The following is a 17,970-nucleotide window of genomic DNA, read 5'->3' as shown; positions in this document are numbered from 1 at the left end:
TATGCGCTTTGTGGTCGCCAACCCGAAGCGCGTGGCGGGGCCGCTCATTGCCGGCCTTTCCACATCAGCACCATGAAGTAAGGCCCGCCAACCAGGGCAGCAAGCAAACCCGCCGGAATCTGCCACGGGAAAATCAGCATCCGGCCGGCCCAGTCGGCCGAGACAAGCATCATCCCGCCAAGCATCGCGGAAGCGAAAAGCTGCGGCAAGGCGCGTTGAAGACCGAGCATGCGGGCCAGGTGCGGCGCCATCAATCCGACGAAGCTCAGCGGCCCGATGACCAGCGTGGCTATTGTCGTCGGCACCGAGATAAGCACCAGGAGGACGACCCGCACGCGAAACAGGCCAAGCCCGAGCCCGCGCGAGGCGGCTTCTCCAAGCGGCAGGATTTCCAGCCAGCGGCTGGTGAGGGGCACGATGGCGAGCAGAGCAGTCGCCGTCACGGCAGCGATTGAGGCATCGGCGGAGGTGGCTCGGTAGGTGGAGCCGGACAGCCAGCCGATCAGCGTATCGAGCCGAGGATCGCCGCTGGCGAGCATCACCGCCGAGAATGCCGACGCCATCGTCGCCACGGCGACCCCGGAAAGCAGCAACCGATCAGGCGCGAGGGGCTGCCGGCGGGCGGTCGGCGAAACCATCGCCAGGCTGACCAGCGCCCCGACGAGACCGGCCGCGATCATCGCCGGACGGTTGACATCAGAAGTCGCGACGAAGAGCAGCAGTATGCCTAGCGAGGCGCCGCCTGAGATACCCAGCACCTCGGGCGCCGCCATCGGATTGCCGGTCATCCGCTGCATCAGCGTGCCGACCACGCCAAGCATCATGCCAGCGCAAACCGCGACGACGATGCGAGGCGCTCTGAGCGGCAGCAGGTCGGCAATTTCGGCGGCCGAGGCCACGTGCCAGCCGGTCGCGCCTCGCCCGATGACAAGCGCGGCGCAGAGAAGAAGCGCCATCGCGACGAGCCCGAGCAGCAGACAGGGCCACCCGCTGCGCCTGCGCACGGAAGCCAGCATGGTGCCGTCCCGATCCGGGCTGGTGCGCAATTTCGGCAGGAGAAGAAACAGCAGCGGCGCACCGAGGAAAGCAGTCGCCACGCCTGCCGGGATTTCGGAGGTAAACGGCAGGACCTGCACCAGCCGGTCGGTCAGCCACAACAGCGCGGCGCCCGCAAGCGGCGCCCAGATCATGCGCTGGCGCAGGGTCCGTGCGCCGGCGAGCCTGACCAGCGCCGGCGCCGCAAGCGCCACGAAGCTGATGACGCCGACGGCTGCGACCACCATGCTGCTCAGCGCGACGACGACGGTCATCCCGGCCAGCCGTGTCACCATCGGTTTCGTGCCGAGGCTTTCGGCTCCCTCGTCGCTGAGGTCGAGTAGCCGCAGTGGCCGGAGCAGAAGGAAGGCAGCAATGCCGGCCATCGCCAGCCATGGCGCGAACCCGAGCACCACGGCATCGCCGTTCTGGATTAGCGAACCGCTCTGCCAGATGAAGAGTTCCTCGGAATATTCGCGGTTGGCCGCCATCAGCAGGGCGCTCGCCGAACTGCATGTGAGGCTGACCACCAGGCCGGAAATGATGATCGCGACCGGCGAAAAACTCCGGCCCCGGGCCAGAGCCAAAACCGCCAGCGTCGACAGGGCGCCGCCGGCGAGCGCCACCCATTCGCGACCTTGCTCCAGCATCCACGGCGCGTAGAGCGTGGCGATCGTCAGGGCGACGGTGGCGCCGGCATTGGTGCCGATGGTCGTCGGCTCGGCGAGCGGATTGCGCAGCAGCTGCTGGAGCAGCGTGCCGGTCAGGCCGAGCGCCGCGCCGGCCAGCAGACTGATCGCCAAACGCGGCAGAAACGCATGCCGGTAAAGCAGCTGCCGCGGATCGGCAAAGTCGGTCGTCCCGAGCGACTGCCACCACATGTCTGCGGGCAACAGGCGCAAAAGCCCGGCAGCGGTGAGATAGGCGGCGAGCACCGCCGGCACGCCGACGAGGGCGACGAGCATCCCTGCCTTGAAACGAGCACGATGGCCGGCTGTGGACTGCATGATGGTCATGCCCGGGCCAAAGACGTCGCAAAACGGGTAGCGGCGGCTAGCCCGCCAAACGGCCATACTGGCGGGATTGTCCTGACGTTGCCGGCCTTGACGCAGGGAAGGTTCGCCCAGAGGCTGCTCTGGTCGATCCTGATCTTCACATGCGGCGGGATCGGATCGAGCGAAATCACGCGGGCCTCGCCGATCGCAACCAGCTCTTCGATGCCCAGCATGGAAAAGCCCCAGCTATCGGTCGGCGCCGTCCAGGCGTTGGTGAGGCTCAACCTGTCGAGCACGTCCTGGAACAGACTGCCCTTGCCGTAGACGCGGACGTGACGGTCGTCGAACATGCTGACCACCGCGAGCGGCCGCTTTGCCCGTTGTGAAAATTGTGCTCTGATCTGGGCGATTGCCGCCGCCGTCGCCTGGATGAGGCGCTGAGCCTCAGCCTCGCGGCCGAGCTTTGAGCCAAGTTTCAGCGTCTCATCCTCGGCCTGGCGATAAGGCGCATCGGTGCCATCGTAGAAGGGCACGGTGTGCAGCGGCGCGATCCGCCTGAACGGAGCTTCGTCCAATCCATAGCCATAAGCGCCGACGATAAGATCGGGCTTGAGTTCCAGGAGCAGTTCGAGATTGGGCTCGCCGCGCGAGCCGAGATCGCGGCAGCCGGCGGGAAGAGCCGGACCCGCGACCCAGTCGCGGTAACCTTTGGTGTCGGCGACCGCCACCGGTCCGATCCCGAGCGAGACGACCATCTCGGCCGAGGTCCATTCGAGGCAGGCGATGCGCGGCAGTGGCGCGGCATGCGCCGGGTCGCCGCGCAGGCCGAGGCTCGTCGCGGCCAGGCCGGCCAGACACCGGCGCCGCGTCAGTGGCGCCAATTGGGTCCGGGCCTGCACGCGCGGGTCACCATGTGTACTTCACCGAGCCGTTGATCCGGCGACCCTCGCCATAAAAGCAGCCGAAGCTTTCCGCGTAGCAGGAGGCGACATAGCGCTTGTCGAACAGATTGCTGACATTGAGGTTCAGCTCGGCGTTCCGCCATTCGTAGTGGAGTGCGGCATCGACAAGCGTGACTGCCGGCACTTTGAAAGTGTTGGCGTCGTCGCCGAAGGTCGAGCCGACATAGCGGATGCCGGCGCCGAGCCCGAAGCCTTCCAATTTGCCGCTGCCGACGGTGTAATTCGCCCACAGCGAAGCCGCATGTTCCGGCACGCCGAACGGCGTGTTGCCTTCATCGCTGACCGTCTCGCCACTATCGTCATCGACGGTGATCGAGGTGGCCTTGGTGATCTCGGTGTCGAGATAGGTATAGGCCGCCCGGAAATCGAAGCCTGAATCGAGGCTCGCAACAGCTTCCAGCTCGATGCCGCGCGACCTGATCTCGCCGGTCTGGAAGATGTCGTTGGGCGCGCCAACACCGCCATAGCGTACGACATTCTGCCGGGCCAGGTCGAACGCCGAAACGGTGACGAAGGCGTTCCAGCCGACCGGCTGGTATTTCAGCCCGACCTCGTACTGCTTGCCGGTTTCAGGCACGAGCGGATTGCCGTTGCTGTCGGGGCCGGACACCGGTTGGAACGATTCGGAATAGCTGACATAAGGGGCAAGGCCATTGTCGGCGAGATAAAGCAGACCGGCGCGGCTGGTGAAGGCGTCGTCCTTCTGGCGGGGACCGAAAGCGCCGGCCAGATTGTCGTGGACTTTCGCGTCGGTCCAGTCCTGGCGGCCGCCCAGCGTCAGTCGCCAGTTGCCCAGCTTGATCTGGTCCTGTGCGTAGAGGCCGACCTGCGATTGGGTGGTGTCGGTGTCGGTATAGGGCGTCATTTCGCCGACCGGGTAGCCATAGGCCGGGTCGAATATGTTGAAATCATCGTCGGTCATATCGTTGCTGGCGGCATAGTCGCGGTAGGTGTAGCGCTTGTAGTCGAGGCCGAGAAGCAGCGTGTGGGCGAGCGGCCCGGTGTCGAAATCGGCCTGCGCCTGGTTGTCGATGGTCACGCCGCTGAGCCTGCTGCCGCCGGCATCGGCATAGCGGGAATAGTCGCCCTCATCATTAAGAAGCCCGCCGCCGAAGACGCCTTCCTCATAGTGCTTCAGATAGACGTAGCGGGCATGCTGGCGAACCTGCCACGTCTCGTTGAGGCGGTGATCCAACTCGTAACCGATCGACGCCTGGTCGTTGTCGTAGGTGTCGAAGCCCGGTTCGCCGACGAACATGCTGTTCGGCAGGTATTTTCCGTCCCTGCCCGGCCTGATCGTGCCGTATGCCGGCAGATACTGCATCGCCCAGCCGGACCGGTCGCGCTGATAGTTGGCGAGGATGGTCAGGCTGGTATCGGCATCGGGCTGCCAGGTCAGCGCCGGCGCGATGAAGATGCGGTCGTCCTCGACGAAGTCTGTCTGCGAATCGCCGGTGTGGGCGGCGCCGGTGAGGCGGAACAGCAGCGACTTGTCGGCGTTGACAGCCCCGCTGAAGTCGAACTTTCCTTCATAGCGGTCGAAGCTTCCGGCGCCGAGCTCAACCTCGCGGAGGTTCTCCTCGGTCGGACGCTTGCTGACATAGTTGATGATGCCGCCAGGACTTGCCTGGCCGTAAAGAACCGATGCCGGCCCGCGCAGGATTTCGTAGCGTTCGGCACCGTAGGAATCGAGCGCCGTGAACAGCGTGAAATTGCTTTCCTTGAGCTGCAGCCCGTCCTTGTAGAAGACGCCGCTGGAGTTCGAAATGCCGCGTATCTGCAAGCCGTGGCCACGATTGTCGGTGCCGTAGAGATTGCCGGTTGCGCCTGGCGTATACCGCAGCGCGCTGTTCAGGCTGTCCACCGCCTGCGCTTCCATCTGGTCTTTGGTGATGACCGATATCGACTGCGGCGTCTCGATCAGCGGTGTTTCGGTCTTGGTAGCGGTGGAGCCCTGGGTGGCGACATAGCCGTCGACCGTCCCAAAGGCGCTTTCGACGCGTTCCTGAATATTGATCGGGTCGAGAGTGGTGGTCGCCTCCTGCGCGACGGCGTGACCGCCGCCAAGCAGCACCGGCAGCGACATCGCCGCGACCAGCAGGTTTCGGCGCGCAGTCACTTCGCTTTGAGTTCTTCCGCGACCTGAACCAACGACCATCTCGGCCCGCTCCACATTTCGTGTTTTGACGCAAATCCGGCGCGTCACGACATTTTGTTGACTCAAAAAGTCATCTTCATTGTTGACTAGTAAACTCATGTTTCATAGTCAACCGGACATCGGCGCCCGCAAACCGGATTGCCGAAAACCGGATTTCGAAATGCGCGCAAAGCTGGAGTGAGGCCGAGACCGTGGCAGGAATTCATGCCCAGACTGCCTTCCATGTCGAAGCGGTGCGGTTCGCCGTCGGCGAGCGGACGCTGCTCGGTCCGGTTACACTCGAGTTGCAACGCTCGCGCGTCTATGGGCTGATAGGGCACAACGGCTCGGGCAAGTCGACGCTGATCAAGCTCCTGGCGCGCCAGCAGCCGGCAAGCTCGGGCGGCATAACCTTCGCGCAGCGGCCGCTGGTGCAGTGGGGCGCGCGCGAACTGGCGCGCGCGCTCGCCTATCTGCCGCAGACGACGCCGGCGGCGACCGGCCTGACGGTGCGCGAACTGGCGACGCTCGGCCGCTATCCCTGGCATGGCGCGCTCGGTCGTTTCGGGCATGAGGACAGGCGCCATGTCGAGGAGGCGCTTGTCCTGACCGATATGGCTGACTTCACCGACCGGCTGGTCGACGAATTATCCGGCGGCGAGCGCCAGCGCGCATGGCTGGCCATGCTGGTGGCGCAGAATGCCGGCGTCATGCTGCTCGACGAGCCGATCTCGGCGCTCGACATCGCCCATCAGGTCGAGGTGCTGGGGCTGGTCAGGGACCTCAGCCGCAAGCGCGACCTGTGCGTCGTCGTCGTGCTGCACGATCCCAACATGGCGGCGCGCTACTGCGACGAATTGATCGCGCTGAAGGACGGCAGGCTGCTGACGCGCGGCACGCCGGACCGGATCATGCAGGGCGACGTGCTCAAAGGAATTTTCGGTGTCGAGATGGGCGTGTTTGCGCACCCCGTCACCGGCCAGCCCATCGGCTATGTGCAATGAGGCCACTGTGAGAATAAGGAAGAAGCCCTTGTCCAGACATGGTTTGTTGGCGGCGTTGCTCGCATCCGCCATCCTGTCGGCCGGCGGCGCAGCCGCCCAGGAGCAACCGGAGGCAGCCGCCCAGGAGCAACCGGGCGCGGCCCCGGCGATCGAGGCGCCGGCTCCAGTGCCTGGGCAGGCTGCGCCAGACGCCGCCGCGCCACCGGCGACGCAGCCCGGCGTGACAACACCTATCGAGACAACGCCTACCGAGACTGGCCCTTCGACGGCAACGTCCCTGACCCTGCCGCGTGACCTGTCGCCATGGGGCATGTTCATGGCGGCCGACATCGTCGTGAAAGCGGTGATGATCGGGTTGGCTTTTGCGTCCTTCGTCACCTGGACGATATGGCTGGCCAAATCGCTGGAGATCCTAGGCGGCAAGCTGCGCGCCCGCCGCGCGGCACAAGCGATCGGCAATGCCGCGACGTTGAACCAGGCCGGGCGCGCGCTTGGCCATAATAACGGTCCTGGCGCCCTGCTGGTGCGGGCAGCCGAGGAAGAGACCGCGCTTTCGGCCGGCTCGCTCGATTATGTGTCCGGCGACGGGCTGAAGGAACGGGTCACCTCGCGCCTGTCGCGCATCGAGGCGGCGGCGGCGCGGCGCATGTCGCGCGGCACCGGCGTGCTGGCGACAATCGGCTCGACCGCGCCCTTCGTCGGCCTGTTCGGCACCGTCTGGGGCATCATGAACGCCTTCATCGGCATTTCGCAGGCGCAGACCACCAACCTCGCCGTCGTTGCCCCGGGCATTGCGGAAGCCTTGCTGGCCACGGCGATGGGCCTTGTCGCGGCGATCCCGGCGGTGGTCATCTACAACGTCTTCGCGCGATCGATAGCCGGCTACAGGCAGATCCTTGCCGATGCGTCGGCAGGGGTCGAGCGGCTGGTCAGCCGGGATCTGGATTTCCGCACGGTCGCGCCGGCAAAGCAGATGGCCGCGGAATGAACACGGAGCGACGCCATGGCGGCTAGAATTCGAGAGAACATCGACGGCGATCTCGAGGAAAATCACGAGATCAACATCACGCCGTTCATCGACGTGATCCTGGTTCTGCTGATCATCTTCATGGTCGCGGCGCCGCTGGCGACCGTGGATGTCAATGTCGACCTGCCGGGCTCGACCGCAACGCTTGCGCCTCGACCGGAGACGCCGCTGTTCCTGACGCTGAAGAACGATCTCAGCCTGGCGATCGGCAACGACAGCGTGCCGCGCGCAGCCTTCGCCGCCGCGCTGGTCGGCAGGACAAAAGGCGACAGGCAGACGCGCATCTTCCTGCGCGCCGACAAGGCGGTCGGCTACGGCGAGCTGATGGAGGTGATGAACCTTTTGCGCGGCGCCGGCTATCTGAAGATCGCGCTGGTTGGCCTCGAGACAGCGCCCGGCGATGCCGCGGCGCCGCAAGTCGGAACCGGCCAATAATGTCGCCGGCGGCCGCCCTGCCGATGGCCGATCAGCGGCGTTTCGGCGCGCGCGAGATCGCCTGGTGGGCGGGCGCGGCTGCGCTGGTCCTGATGGCGCATGCCGCGGTCGGCTATGCGATGCAGAGCTGGCGCCCGGCCGAGCCCGATGGCGGGCCGCCGCAGGCGCAGGTGATCGAGCTGTCGCCAATGGCGCTCACGCCGGCCGAGCCGGCGCCGATATCGGATGAGATAGCGCCCGATCAGCCGGGCCCGGCCGAGGAGCCCGAGATAACCGAAACGGAGCCTCCGCCCGAACCGCCCGTCGAGCAGGCCGAGCCGGTCACCGAGCCATCGGAGGCCGCTCCGGCCGACACGGTCGAGCCGACCCCGCCGACAGTGGCCGAACGGGTCGACCAGCCGCCGCTCGAGGAGGTCGTGCCCGAAATTGCCGAAGCCGTCACGCCGGAAGTGGTCGTTCCGCTGCCGCAGCCGAAACCGGTCGACAAACCCGTCGAGGCCAAGCCAAAGAAACAGGCAAAGACTGAGGTAAAGGAGCCGGCTGAGGTCAAGGCGAAGAAGCCTGTCAAAGAAGCCAAAAAGCGTCCGAAAAAGGAAAAGGCCGCACCGCCGCGGACGACGGCCAGTGTCGCTGCGACATCCGCAGCCAGGGCGGCCGCCCCGAAATCGACCAAAGCAGCGGCTGCGAGATCCGGCGTGAGTCCGGACAGGTGGAATTCGCGGTTGCGTGCATGGATAAGACGGCACACAAACTATCCAAGGGCGGCGAAGGCCCGGCGCGCTGAAGGCAGTCCGAGCGTGACCTTCACGATCGACGGATCCGGCCGGGTCCTGTCCGCCCGGCTGGCTCGTTCCTCTGGCGATCCAGACCTCGATAGCGCGGCGCTCAGCGCATTACAGGGCGCGTCGGTGCCGGAGCCGCCGCCGGAACTCGGCTCCCGCATAACCCGCACCGCGCCATTCTCGTTCGCCCTGCGCAACTAAGTTCCTCGGCACAGTGATTTTGACAGGTCTGGGCCGGCAGCGAACGTCGACAATTCGGTCCAGTGGCAAACCGCCAACCTCTAGGATTAGCCGAATCATCCTCCACTTCGTCATCCAGGGCGGAGCAAGGAGCGAAGCGACGCGGCGCAGACCCTGGGATCCATTCCGTGACATCAGCCGAAGAATGCAGCGGCTCAGAAGTGGCCGGCCTCTTGCCTATGTCATCTGACTGTCACATGCCGGCCATATACATCGATAATTCCGGATTCCAGGATACATGGATAAGAACACCGCTCTTCTCGCATTGGCAGCGCTTGGCCAGGACACAAGGCTCGAAGTGTTTCGCCTGCTGGTGCGGGCGGGCGCAGATGGTGTTCCCGCCGGCGAGATCGCCGCGCGCCTCGGTGCGGTGCAGAACACCATGTCGGCGCATCTGAAGGTTCTCGACCATGCCGGCCTGGTCCGCGCCGAGCGCGACGGCCGGACGATCCGCTACGTTGCCGACATGACCGGCTTTCGCGATCTGCTTGCCTATCTCATGGAGGATTGCTGTAACGGCGCGCCGGAGCTCTGCCAGCCGGTCATTCAGGCCGTGACTTGCAACTGCTAGAAGGGAGGACCACCCCATGAATGACCCATACAACGTGCTTTTCCTGTGCACCGGCAATTCGGCACGGTCGATCCTCGCCGAAGCGATCCTCAACCGTGTCGGCGCCGGCAGGTTCAGGGCCTATTCGGCCGGATCGCACCCGAAGGGAGAGGTCCATCCCTACGCGCTCCAGCTGTTGAAAACCCTCAACCGGCTCCTGGCGCCCCCGAGATGAATTTCGTTTTCACCGTCTGCGACAACGCGGCCAATGAAGCCTGCCCGGTCTGGCCGGGACAGCCGATGACCGCGCATTGGGGCGTGCCCGACCCGGCCGCCGTGAACGGCACCGACGCCGAAAAGCATCTGGCCTTTGCCGAAGCCTATCGCATGCTCAACAACCGGATCTCGATCTTCGTCAGCCTGCCGATGAACACCATCGACAAGCTCGCCCTGCAGAAACGGCTCGATGAAATCGGCCGCGATCTGCCGAAGGCCGGCTGATATCATGGCGGCAGACCTGTCCCGCCGCATCGTCGCGGAAGCGCTCGGCACGGCGATGCTCGTCGCGACGGTCGTCGGGTCCGGCATCATGGCGGATCGTCTGACGGATGATGTGGGTCTCTCCTTGCTCGGCAACACGCTTCCGACTGGAGCGATCCTGGTGGTGCTGATCACTATACTGGGACCGATTTCCGGGGCGCATTTCAATCCGGCGGTGACGCTGGTTTTTGCGCTGCGGCGCGAAATCGAAGCCAACGCTGCACTGGCCTATGTCGTCGCCCAGATTGTCGGCGGCGTCGCCGGAACGCTGCTGGCGCACGCCATGTTCGAACTGCCGATTCTGCAGATCTCGCAAACTGTGCGGACCGGAAACGGACAATGGATTGCGGAGTTGGTGGCTGCTTTCGGCCTGGTCTTCACTATTCTGGCCGGCCTTCGCTTCCGTTCGGATGCCATCCCCTGGCTGGTCGGGCTCTACATCACCGCGGCCTATTGGTTCACGGCCTCGACCTCGTTCGCCAATCCGGCAGTCGCCATTGCGCGGGCGGTGTCAAACACCTTCGCGGGCATCCGTCCAGTTGACCTGCCGGCGTTCATCGTCGCCGAGCTGCTGGGTGCGCTGCTTGCCATGGCCTTGGCAGGATGGCTGCTCGCTGAGCCCAAGCCAATCAGACAGATGAGAGCCGCGAAATGACCATCACCATCTATCACAACCCCGACTGCGGCACCTCGCGCAACACGCTCGCCATCATCCGGCAGTCCGGCGAAGAGCCTGAGGTGATCGAATATCTGAAAGACCCGCCGTCGCGCGAACGGCTGGTCGAGCTGATCAAGGCGATGGGAATGACGCCGCGCCAATTGCTGCGCGAGAAGGGTACGCCTTACGCCGAACTCAATCTCGGTGACCCCAAATGGACCGACGACGAGATCGTCGATTTCATGCTGGCGCATCCGATCCTGATCAACCGGCCGATCGTGGTGACGCCGCTCGGCACCATGCTTGCACGGCCGTCCGAAGCGGTTCTCGACATCCTGCCTAATCCGGATATCGGGCCGTTCACCAAGGAAGACGGCGAGGTCGTCATCGACGCGCAGGGCAAGCGCGTTGCCTGACCTGGTGCCCGAAGACTCGCTTCCGAACGTCGACGAAGACCAGTTCCGGCCGATCGACCTGCAGGCGCTGCTCGATGTGCCGCGGTCGATCCAAAAACCTCGCGTGCTGATGCTCTACGGCTCGCTGCGCGAGCGGTCCTACTCCCGGCTCGCGACGGAGGAGGCGGCTCGCATTTTGCGCCGCCTCGGCGCCGAGGTGCGCATCTACAATCCGTCCGGCCTGCCGCTGCCGGATTCGACCTCGGCCGAGCACGCCAAAGTCCAGGAACTGCGAGACCTGTCGATCTGGTCGGAAGCGCAGGTCTGGTGCTCGCCCGAGCGGCATGGCTCGATGACCGGAGTGATGAAGGCGCAGATCGACTGGCTGCCGCTCTCGGCCGGCGGCGTCAGGACGACGCAGGGCCGCACGCTGGCGGTGATGCAGGTGTCGGGCGGCTCGCAGAGTTTCAACGCCGTCAACCAGCTTCGTCTCCTCGGCCGCTGGATGCGGATGGTCACCATCCCCAACCAGTCGTCGGTAGCCAAGGCTTTCAACGAGTTCGACGCGGCTGGCCGCATGAAGCCGTCACCATACTATAACAGGATCGTCGACGTGATGGAGGAGCTGGTGAAGTTCACGCTGCTCCTGCGTGATCGGTCCGCCTATCTCACGGATCGTTATTCCGAGCGCGTCGAAAGCGCCGAAGAGGTTGCCAAGCGGATCAATCAGCGGTCGATTTGAGGGGGGTGCGTCTGCTTGTTTTATGCATGTCGTTATCGCAAAACCGCTGCACACTTTTGCGCGACATGCATTAATTCGAAAATTTTCGAAATAATATTGACGCGGCGCTGTCTCGGCGCTACGTTATTTCCATGAAACTCGAACAAGCAGCAAAACAGCTCGAAGCGCTCGGCAATCCGACGCGGCTCAATCTTTATCGCACGCTGGTGCGGGCAGGCGAAACAGGACGACCGGTCGGTTATCTGCAGGAAGCCCTCGGCATCGCTGCGTCGACCCTGTCGCATCATCTCCACCGGCTTATCCTGACCGGCCTGGTCACCCAGGAACGCCAGGCAACGACGCTGATCTGCCGTGCCAATTACCCTGTGATGAACGATCTCCTTGGCTTTCTTGCCGATGAATGTTGTGCCGATGCCGCATGCGGCCCGGCTGTCGGGGAGGCGGCTGCATAACTCTTTTTTTGAACTGGTATTTCTATAATCCTAGAAACATAGAAGGGGTGTCATGGTTTCTGAAAACGATCTCCCGATCGCTATCATCGGCGGCGGACCTGTTGGCCTGGCGGCGGCCGCCCAACTGGTCAGCCGTGGCCTTCCGATTAGGGTTTACGAGGCTGGTTCTTCTGTCGGCTCGAACCTTCGGGATTGGGGTCATGTCCGGGTTTTCACGCCGTGGCGCTATTGTGTCGATGCGGTTGCCCGAAAACTCCTCGAGAGCCACGGCTGGCAAATGCCCGAGCCGGAGGCATTCCCAACGGCGGATGAGATCGTCGACCAGTATCTCGCGCCGCTGGCAAAGCTTGCCGAACTGGCGCCGTCGATCGAGATCAATGCCCGTGTTGTCGCCATTTCCCGCTGGGGAGCCGACAAGGTTCTGAGCAAGGGGCGACAGACGCGGCCGTTCATGCTTGTGGTCGAAACGGCGGAGGGCGCGCGCCGGGACAGCGCCCGTGCCGTCATCGATGCGTCCGGCACCTGGCAGACGCCGAACCCGCTCGGCGCAGGCGGCTTGTCGGCCGAAGGCGAGACGGAATTTGGCGATCGCATCGCCTACGGCATACCAAATGTTCTCGGCCGCGACCGCCACCTCTATGCGGGCCGCACGACATTGGTGGTCGGCGCCGGCCATTCTGCCGCCAATGCCTTGCTGGAATTGGCGGAGCTTGCGCAAACCGAGCCGGGCACTTCGGCACTATGGGTGACGCGCAGCACCGAAATTGTCCGCATCTATGGCGGCGGCGATGCCGACGCCCTGCCGGCGCGCGGCGAGCTTGGCTCGGATGTCCGGCAGCTCGCCGAGAGCGGCCGCGTGCGGCTGGTTACCGGCTTTGCCATTGTTGCCATCCGTGAGGTCGACGGCCGTCTCGCTGTCGAAGGCCAGACGAATGACGGGTTGCACACGCTCGGCCCTGTCGGCCGGATCATCGCCGCGACCGGGCAGCGCCCTGACCTCGCCTTGACCCGGGAGCTTCGGCTGGACCTCGATCCGTGGCTCGAAGGCGTCAAGGCGCTCGGACCGCTCATCGACCCCAACGAGCACTCCTGCGGCGATGTCCCGCCGCATGGCCATCGCGAGCTCAGCCACCCCGAGCCCGATTTCTACACGGTCGGCGTCAAAAGCTATGGCCGGGCGCCGACGTTCCTGCTGCTGACCGGCTATGAGCAGGTCCGTTCGGTCGCCGCGGCGCTCGCCGGCGACATGGCTGCCGCCGATGCCGTGCAGCTGGTGTTGCCCGCGACCGGCGTCTGCACTGTGCCGGTGTCTCTTTCAGGTGTTTCATCCCAAAATTGCTGCGGCGGACCAGCGCCGGCTGCTGTCGACGCCTGTTGCGTCGACGACGCCAAGGCGAAGGCGAGCGGCAAGTCGGGATGCGGCTGCGGCAGCACACAAGCGATCGCAGCAGTGCGCAGCGGCGATCTTGAGATCGCCGCTCAATGAGCGACCGGAAAATCCCGGCTGCCGCACTTTGGGCGTTGGGGCTGACGCAGATCATCGGCTACGGCACGCTCTATTACAGTTTTAGCATCCTGGTGCCGTCGATTGCGCTCGAGTTCGCCTGGCCGGAACAATGGGTTTTCGGCGCCCTGTCGGCGTCGCTGCTGGCGGGTGGCCTTTTTGCACCGACAGCCGGGCGCTGGGCCGATCGTTTTGGCGCCGGCCGGGTTATGACCTTTGGTTCAGCAGCGGCCGCCGCAGCGCTGGTCGCTTGCGCGCTAGCACCCGGTCGGGTGAGCTTCGTGGCGGCGCTGATGGCGATGGAGCTGGCATCCGCCTTCGTGCTCTACAGTGCCGCTTTCGTCGCGATCGTCCAGACCGGCGGCGCCAAAGCGCAGCGCAGCATTACCCATCTGACGCTGATCGCCGGCTTCGCCTCCACCCTGTTCTGGCCGCTGACGGCTGCACTGCACGAATACCTGACCTGGCGCGAGGTCTATCTGGTCTTTGCCGGCATCAATGTCGCTGTCTGCCTGCCCATCCATGCCTGGCTGGCCCGGCTGTCGCGTCGGGCGGACAAAAACGCTTCGGCGACACCTGCGGCCATCGGCCCGGCGGGCGGATCGATTGCCTTCACGCCGCGCGACCGCAGCAGAGTGTTTCTGCTCATGCTTGGCGGCTTCGCCATCGAGGGTTTTGTGCTGTCATCGATCCTCGTTCACATGGTGCCGCTGACGACGGCGCTCGGGCTTGGCTCCGCCGGGCTTGTCGTCACCACGCTTTTCGGGCCGTCCCAGGTGGCGAGCCGGTTGATCAACATGCTGTTCGGCGGCCGGCTTGCACAGACCTGGCTCGCGGTGATCGGCGCGACACTGTTGCCGCTCGGCCTTGTCGCCCTGCTGGCGACGACACCATCGGTGGCCGGCGCCATCGCCTTCGTCATCCTGTTTGGATTGGGCTCGGGCCTCGCCAGCATCGTCGGCGGCACGCTGCCCCTGGAATTGTTCGGACGGGAGCGCTACGGCGCCCGGCTCGGCTGGGTGACGGCGGCGCGGCAGTTCTCGTCAGCGCTTGCGCCATTTGCCCTTGCCATGGCGATGGCGGGCATGGGCGTCCAGCCATCGCTCTGGTTGACCGCTGCGGTCGGCATGCTCGGCATACTGGCTTTCTCGGCAATCATCCTGATCAGGCGGCAGCCTCTTGCGCCGGTGATGCTTACGCCAGCGAACTGACACTGCGCCCAGCGTCGAGCTGTGCGCAACGGCACGCCGCCGGCCATCGGCGCTCGACGCGCTGTGATGCGGTTGATAAGCCCTCTCCCCAAGGAGAGTCGAGATATGACCGTTGCGATCGAGATGGGCCACACGACCGCAGGCGCCCCGGCGGCACTGGATCTTGAGGAACTGCTGGCGACCCGTCTTTTGGTGCAGGGCAATTCGGGTTCCGGCAAATCGCATCTGCTGCGCCGGCTGCTGGAGCAGAGTGCGCCTTGGGTGCAGCAGACCATCATCGACCCCGAAGGCGACTTCGTCTCGCTGGGCGACCGTTTCGGCCATTTGGTGATCGATGCCGAAGAGCATACCGAGCGCGGCCTGCAGAGCGCCGGCGAGCGGGCGCGCATCCACCGCGTCTCCACGGTGCTCAATCTCGAAGGGCTCGACGCCGAGAACCAGATGCGCCGCGCTGCTGCCTTCCTCGGCGGGCTGTTCGAGGTTGCCCGCGACCACTGGTATCCGATGCTGGTGGTGGTGGACGAGGCGCAGCTGTTCGCGCCGGCAGTGGCCGGCGAGGTTTCGGACGAAGCGCGCAAGCTCTCGCTCGGCGCCATGACCAATTTGATGTGCCGTGGCCGCAAACGCGGGCTTGCCGGCATCATCGCCACCCAGCGGCTGGCCAAGCTTGCCAAGAACGTCGCCGCCGAGGCTTCCAATTTCCTCATGGGCCGAACCTTTCTCGATATCGACATGGCGCGCGCCGCCGACCTTTTGGGCATGGAGCGGCGGCAGGCGGAGGCTTTTCGCGACCTGGAGCGCGGGCAGTTCATGGCGCTCGGCCCGGCGCTGTCGCGCCGTCCGCTCGGCTTGCGCATCGGCCCGACCGATACAAGTCCACGCAATGGCACCCCGCGGCTGATGCCGCTGCCGGAAGCTGCGCTGGAGGATGCCCGCGCGATCATCCTGGCAGCCCCGCCGCCGGAAACTGTCCGGCCGCAGCGCCGGGCGTCGCCGGACCTGCTCGATCAACTGATGGCGGCAAAGTCGGCGGCGCTCGAAATCCGCCCCGAACCGGTGGAGCCGCCAATCAGCGCCGAGGATCAGGCGGAGCGGCGTGAGCGCGTCGACCGGGTTCTGCGCGCCGTGCTGGCGCAACCCGACGCCGGGTTTCGCGTCATCGGCGTGCTTTACCAGGAATTCGTGGTCCGCTGCCGCATCGAGGGCCTCGCCTCGGTCGTGCCGGATCTGCCGGCCTTCCGCCGCATGCTGACACGCGCCCGCGCCGGCCTCGGCTCCGACATGGCCGGCGATGACGCGTGGCAGGACGTCTCGGCGCGCGCCTCGCTGCTGCCCGAGGATATGCAGGGCGTGTTCATGATGATCGCCCGCGCCGCGAAGGAGGGCTGGCCCTGCCCGAGCGACGCGGCGATCGCCCGCGCTTACGGCTCGCACTCGCTGCGCCGCGCCCGGCGCCTGCTGACCTATATCGAGGAGCAGGGGCTGATCGTCTGCCAGCTTGACGGTCTCGGCCGGCGGGTCGTGACGCTCGTCGAATTGGCCTGGGCGACGGCGCCGGGCGATCCCGGTGCTGCGGAGGTGGAGCAGGGGCGTTTGGCTGTGTGAGGCGGCGGCCGAGCGCGCAAGGGAAATGCCATGCATCAAGGCGATGTATGGCCAAGCGGCAGGTACAGCGGCGAGTCTTTTTTGCGCAGATAGGGCCTTGGCCCGCCACAGCTCTTCTGCCCGGTCTTCATCATACGACGACGATTGGCGCGACGCAGATCCGCCTATTGTAAGTTGTTCGACGCTACAGCACTCCCTCCTGCCGACGGCGCTTCACATATCTTCTAAATTACCCGCGGGTCGGTTTGCTAATGAAGAGATCAGCCCCGATCAACTGACGAAGGACAAGAAATACGGCAGGAACTGTAGCGCAAATAGCCGCCGAAACTACGCTACCGCCGCCGATTACCCCCTTCGGTTCATTCTGTTGACATCTCCTGCTTCTGGAGAGATGGTAAGATACTACGCGGCGGCCCTTTTTTCGAAGATTTTATTCTGCAGCTTCATCAAAGGATTTCGGCAATGCGTTTGTCTCGATCGCGCCGACTTATGGCCATCGCTTTGACGGCAATTGCAGCCGTCACCCTTCCCTCTTATGGACATGCCGAGGACAAGCTGCTGACGGAAGCGGTGCAGTTCAACGGTACGATCCTGTATCTCTCCACCGAAGTGCCTGGCCTGATCTTCGGCGCCGTGCGCAACGGCGAGACGGCCTTGGCCGGTTTCGGCAAGATTGCCGACGGGAGTGAAAATGTGCCCGACGGCGACACAATGTTCCGCATCGCATCCGTGAGCAAGGTGTTCTGCGGCAGTGTGCTTTCCTCGCTGGCGATCGACGGCAAGGTACAGCTCACCGACCGGCTGCAGGATCGCCTTGGCTGGGACATCACGCTCCCTGAGAAGGATGGCCGCGCCCTTCGCCTGATCGATGTCGTCGCGCAAGCTTCCGGCCTTCCGCGGGAGGTGCCAGTGGCCGAGGCGCCCTCCTCCGACCCCTTCTCTACGAACACCAAAGAGGCGCAGATTGCCGCCCTCAAGGACAATCCGCTGCTGTTCGCGCCGGGCACCGCCGTTCTCTATTCGAACTTCGGATACGACCTCCTTGGAGCGGCGCTCGCGAATGTCTCTGGAAAGCCTTATGCCGAGCTCCTTCGGGAGCGTGTCCTCGACCCTCTCGGCATGAAAGACACGGTTTTCAACGCAAGACCGGAGGACGAGCCGCGCCTGATGCAGGGCCATAACTTCGACGGCAGCGCCATGCCCATCGTGCCGACGAGCACAGCCATGGAGTGCGCCGGTGGATTGTACTCGACCGCGGACGACCTGCTGCGCTGGATGAACTGGCATGTCGAGAACAAGCCTTCTGCGGCCGATGCCGAGCTGCGGCTTTTGAACCACGCGGCTTTTTTGTACCGGGACGGGCTCGCGTCGGTGGTGGGGCTGGATGACGGCGGCCCGATGGACGCCATGGGTCTCGGATGGGTCATCATGCTCCCCACCGAGCATAGCCCGCTCATCCTCCAGAAGAGCGGCGGCCTGCAAGGGATGTTTCTCTATGTTGCGATTGCACCGACACGCGGCGTCGGCGCTTTCTTCGTCATGAACCAATTCAATGCCGCCGGCTTCATGGCGGGGGTCAAGACGACGAACGATCTCGTCGCAGAGATCGCTCCACGCTGATTTTCGCGCTGATCAGGGGGAACGTGCGCGATGATTAACGCTGTGGAGGGGGCCTGACGGACCGCATGTTTGGTGG

Annotated in this window: 16 protein-coding genes and 1 pseudogene; 14 read left to right on the top strand and 3 right to left on the bottom strand. The window is 64.8% G+C overall.

What is annotated here, in order from left to right:
- Positions 1-44: 44 nt before the first annotated feature.
- From fhuB to AC0L15_RS22210, 3 genes are read right to left on the bottom strand one after another with little or no spacing between them, the layout of a single operon-like run.
- Entirely contained in the window at positions 45-2,042 is a 1,998-nt protein-coding gene (fhuB, locus tag AC0L15_RS22220) for a Fe(3+)-hydroxamate ABC transporter permease FhuB (protein WP_287248353.1), read from the bottom strand.
- Positions 2,043-2,047: 5 nt separating this feature from the next.
- Positions 2,048-2,929: an ABC transporter substrate-binding protein gene (locus AC0L15_RS22215; RefSeq protein ID WP_287248355.1), complete on the bottom strand. Its 882-nt coding sequence runs from the start codon at positions 2,927-2,929 to the stop codon at positions 2,048-2,050.
- Between the two features lie 7 nt (positions 2,930-2,936).
- On the bottom strand, positions 2,937-5,111 hold the full coding sequence (locus AC0L15_RS22210) for a TonB-dependent siderophore receptor (RefSeq protein WP_287248357.1): 2,175 nt from the start codon (positions 5,109-5,111) through the stop codon (positions 2,937-2,939).
- 230 nt (positions 5,112-5,341) lie between these two features.
- On the opposite strand from AC0L15_RS22210, the gene AC0L15_RS22205 reads away from it, so the two are divergent.
- The 14 genes and pseudogenes from AC0L15_RS22205 to ampH all read left to right on the top strand — a co-directional run bounded on the left by AC0L15_RS22205 (position 5,342) and on the right by ampH (position 17,894).
- Positions 5,342-6,133 (top strand): ATP-binding cassette domain-containing protein, encoded by a 792-nt coding sequence (locus AC0L15_RS22205; protein ID WP_287248359.1) that lies wholly within the window; start codon positions 5,342-5,344, stop codon positions 6,131-6,133.
- 28 nt (positions 6,134-6,161) lie between these two features.
- On the top strand, positions 6,162-7,121 hold the full coding sequence (exbB, locus tag AC0L15_RS22200; RefSeq protein WP_287248361.1) for a tonB-system energizer ExbB: 960 nt from the start codon (positions 6,162-6,164) through the stop codon (positions 7,119-7,121).
- 15 nt (positions 7,122-7,136) lie between these two features.
- Complete coding sequence (exbD, locus tag AC0L15_RS22195; protein ID WP_287248362.1) at positions 7,137-7,595, top strand: TonB system transport protein ExbD; 459 nt, start codon at positions 7,137-7,139, stop codon at positions 7,593-7,595.
- Entirely contained in the window at positions 7,595-8,578 is a 984-nt protein-coding gene (locus tag AC0L15_RS22190; protein WP_023800508.1) for a TonB family protein, read from the top strand. Before exbD ends, AC0L15_RS22190 begins: the two co-directional genes overlap by 1 nt.
- A gap of 277 nt (positions 8,579-8,855) precedes the next feature.
- A complete protein-coding gene (locus tag AC0L15_RS22185) occupies positions 8,856-9,188 on the top strand; it encodes an ArsR/SmtB family transcription factor (protein ID WP_077380823.1) in 333 nt (110 codons plus the stop codon).
- Positions 9,189-9,204: 16 nt separating this feature from the next.
- Positions 9,205-9,668: pseudogene (locus AC0L15_RS22180) on the top strand (arsenate reductase ArsC).
- A gap of 4 nt (positions 9,669-9,672) precedes the next feature.
- The gene (locus AC0L15_RS22175) at positions 9,673-10,362 is read left to right on the top strand and encodes an aquaporin (protein WP_023800505.1); all 690 of its coding nucleotides are present in this window, start codon (positions 9,673-9,675) and stop codon (positions 10,360-10,362) included.
- Positions 10,359-10,781, top strand: coding sequence for an arsenate reductase (glutaredoxin) (gene arsC / locus AC0L15_RS22170; RefSeq protein WP_023800504.1), 423 nt, complete (start codon positions 10,359-10,361; stop codon positions 10,779-10,781). The genes AC0L15_RS22175 and arsC overlap by 4 nt, the downstream gene beginning before the upstream one ends.
- Entirely contained in the window at positions 10,774-11,502 is a 729-nt protein-coding gene (gene arsH / locus AC0L15_RS22165) for an arsenical resistance protein ArsH (RefSeq protein ID WP_473497059.1), read from the top strand. The genes arsC and arsH overlap by 8 nt, the downstream gene beginning before the upstream one ends.
- Before the next feature lie 131 nt (positions 11,503-11,633).
- On the top strand, positions 11,634-11,954 hold the full coding sequence (locus AC0L15_RS22160) for an ArsR/SmtB family transcription factor (RefSeq protein WP_023800502.1): 321 nt from the start codon (positions 11,634-11,636) through the stop codon (positions 11,952-11,954).
- 52 nt (positions 11,955-12,006) lie between these two features.
- Positions 12,007-13,440: an NAD(P)-binding domain-containing protein gene (locus AC0L15_RS22155; RefSeq protein WP_287248367.1), complete on the top strand. Its 1,434-nt coding sequence runs from the start codon at positions 12,007-12,009 to the stop codon at positions 13,438-13,440.
- A complete protein-coding gene (arsK, locus tag AC0L15_RS22150; RefSeq protein ID WP_287241281.1) occupies positions 13,437-14,669 on the top strand; it encodes an arsenite efflux MFS transporter ArsK in 1,233 nt (410 codons plus the stop codon). Before AC0L15_RS22155 ends, arsK begins: the two co-directional genes overlap by 4 nt.
- 105 nt (positions 14,670-14,774) lie before the next feature.
- Positions 14,775-16,274: a helicase HerA domain-containing protein gene (locus AC0L15_RS22145; protein WP_128245877.1), complete on the top strand. Its 1,500-nt coding sequence runs from the start codon at positions 14,775-14,777 to the stop codon at positions 16,272-16,274.
- 489 nt (positions 16,275-16,763) lie between these two features.
- Complete coding sequence (gene ampH / locus AC0L15_RS22140) at positions 16,764-17,894, top strand: D-alanyl-D-alanine-carboxypeptidase/endopeptidase AmpH (RefSeq protein ID WP_287248369.1); 1,131 nt, start codon at positions 16,764-16,766, stop codon at positions 17,892-17,894.
- Positions 17,895-17,970 lie beyond the last annotated feature (76 nt).

The organism is Mesorhizobium sp. WSM4846 (assembly GCF_055811415.1).
This window is presented reverse-complemented; position numbering and strand designations above follow the sequence as displayed.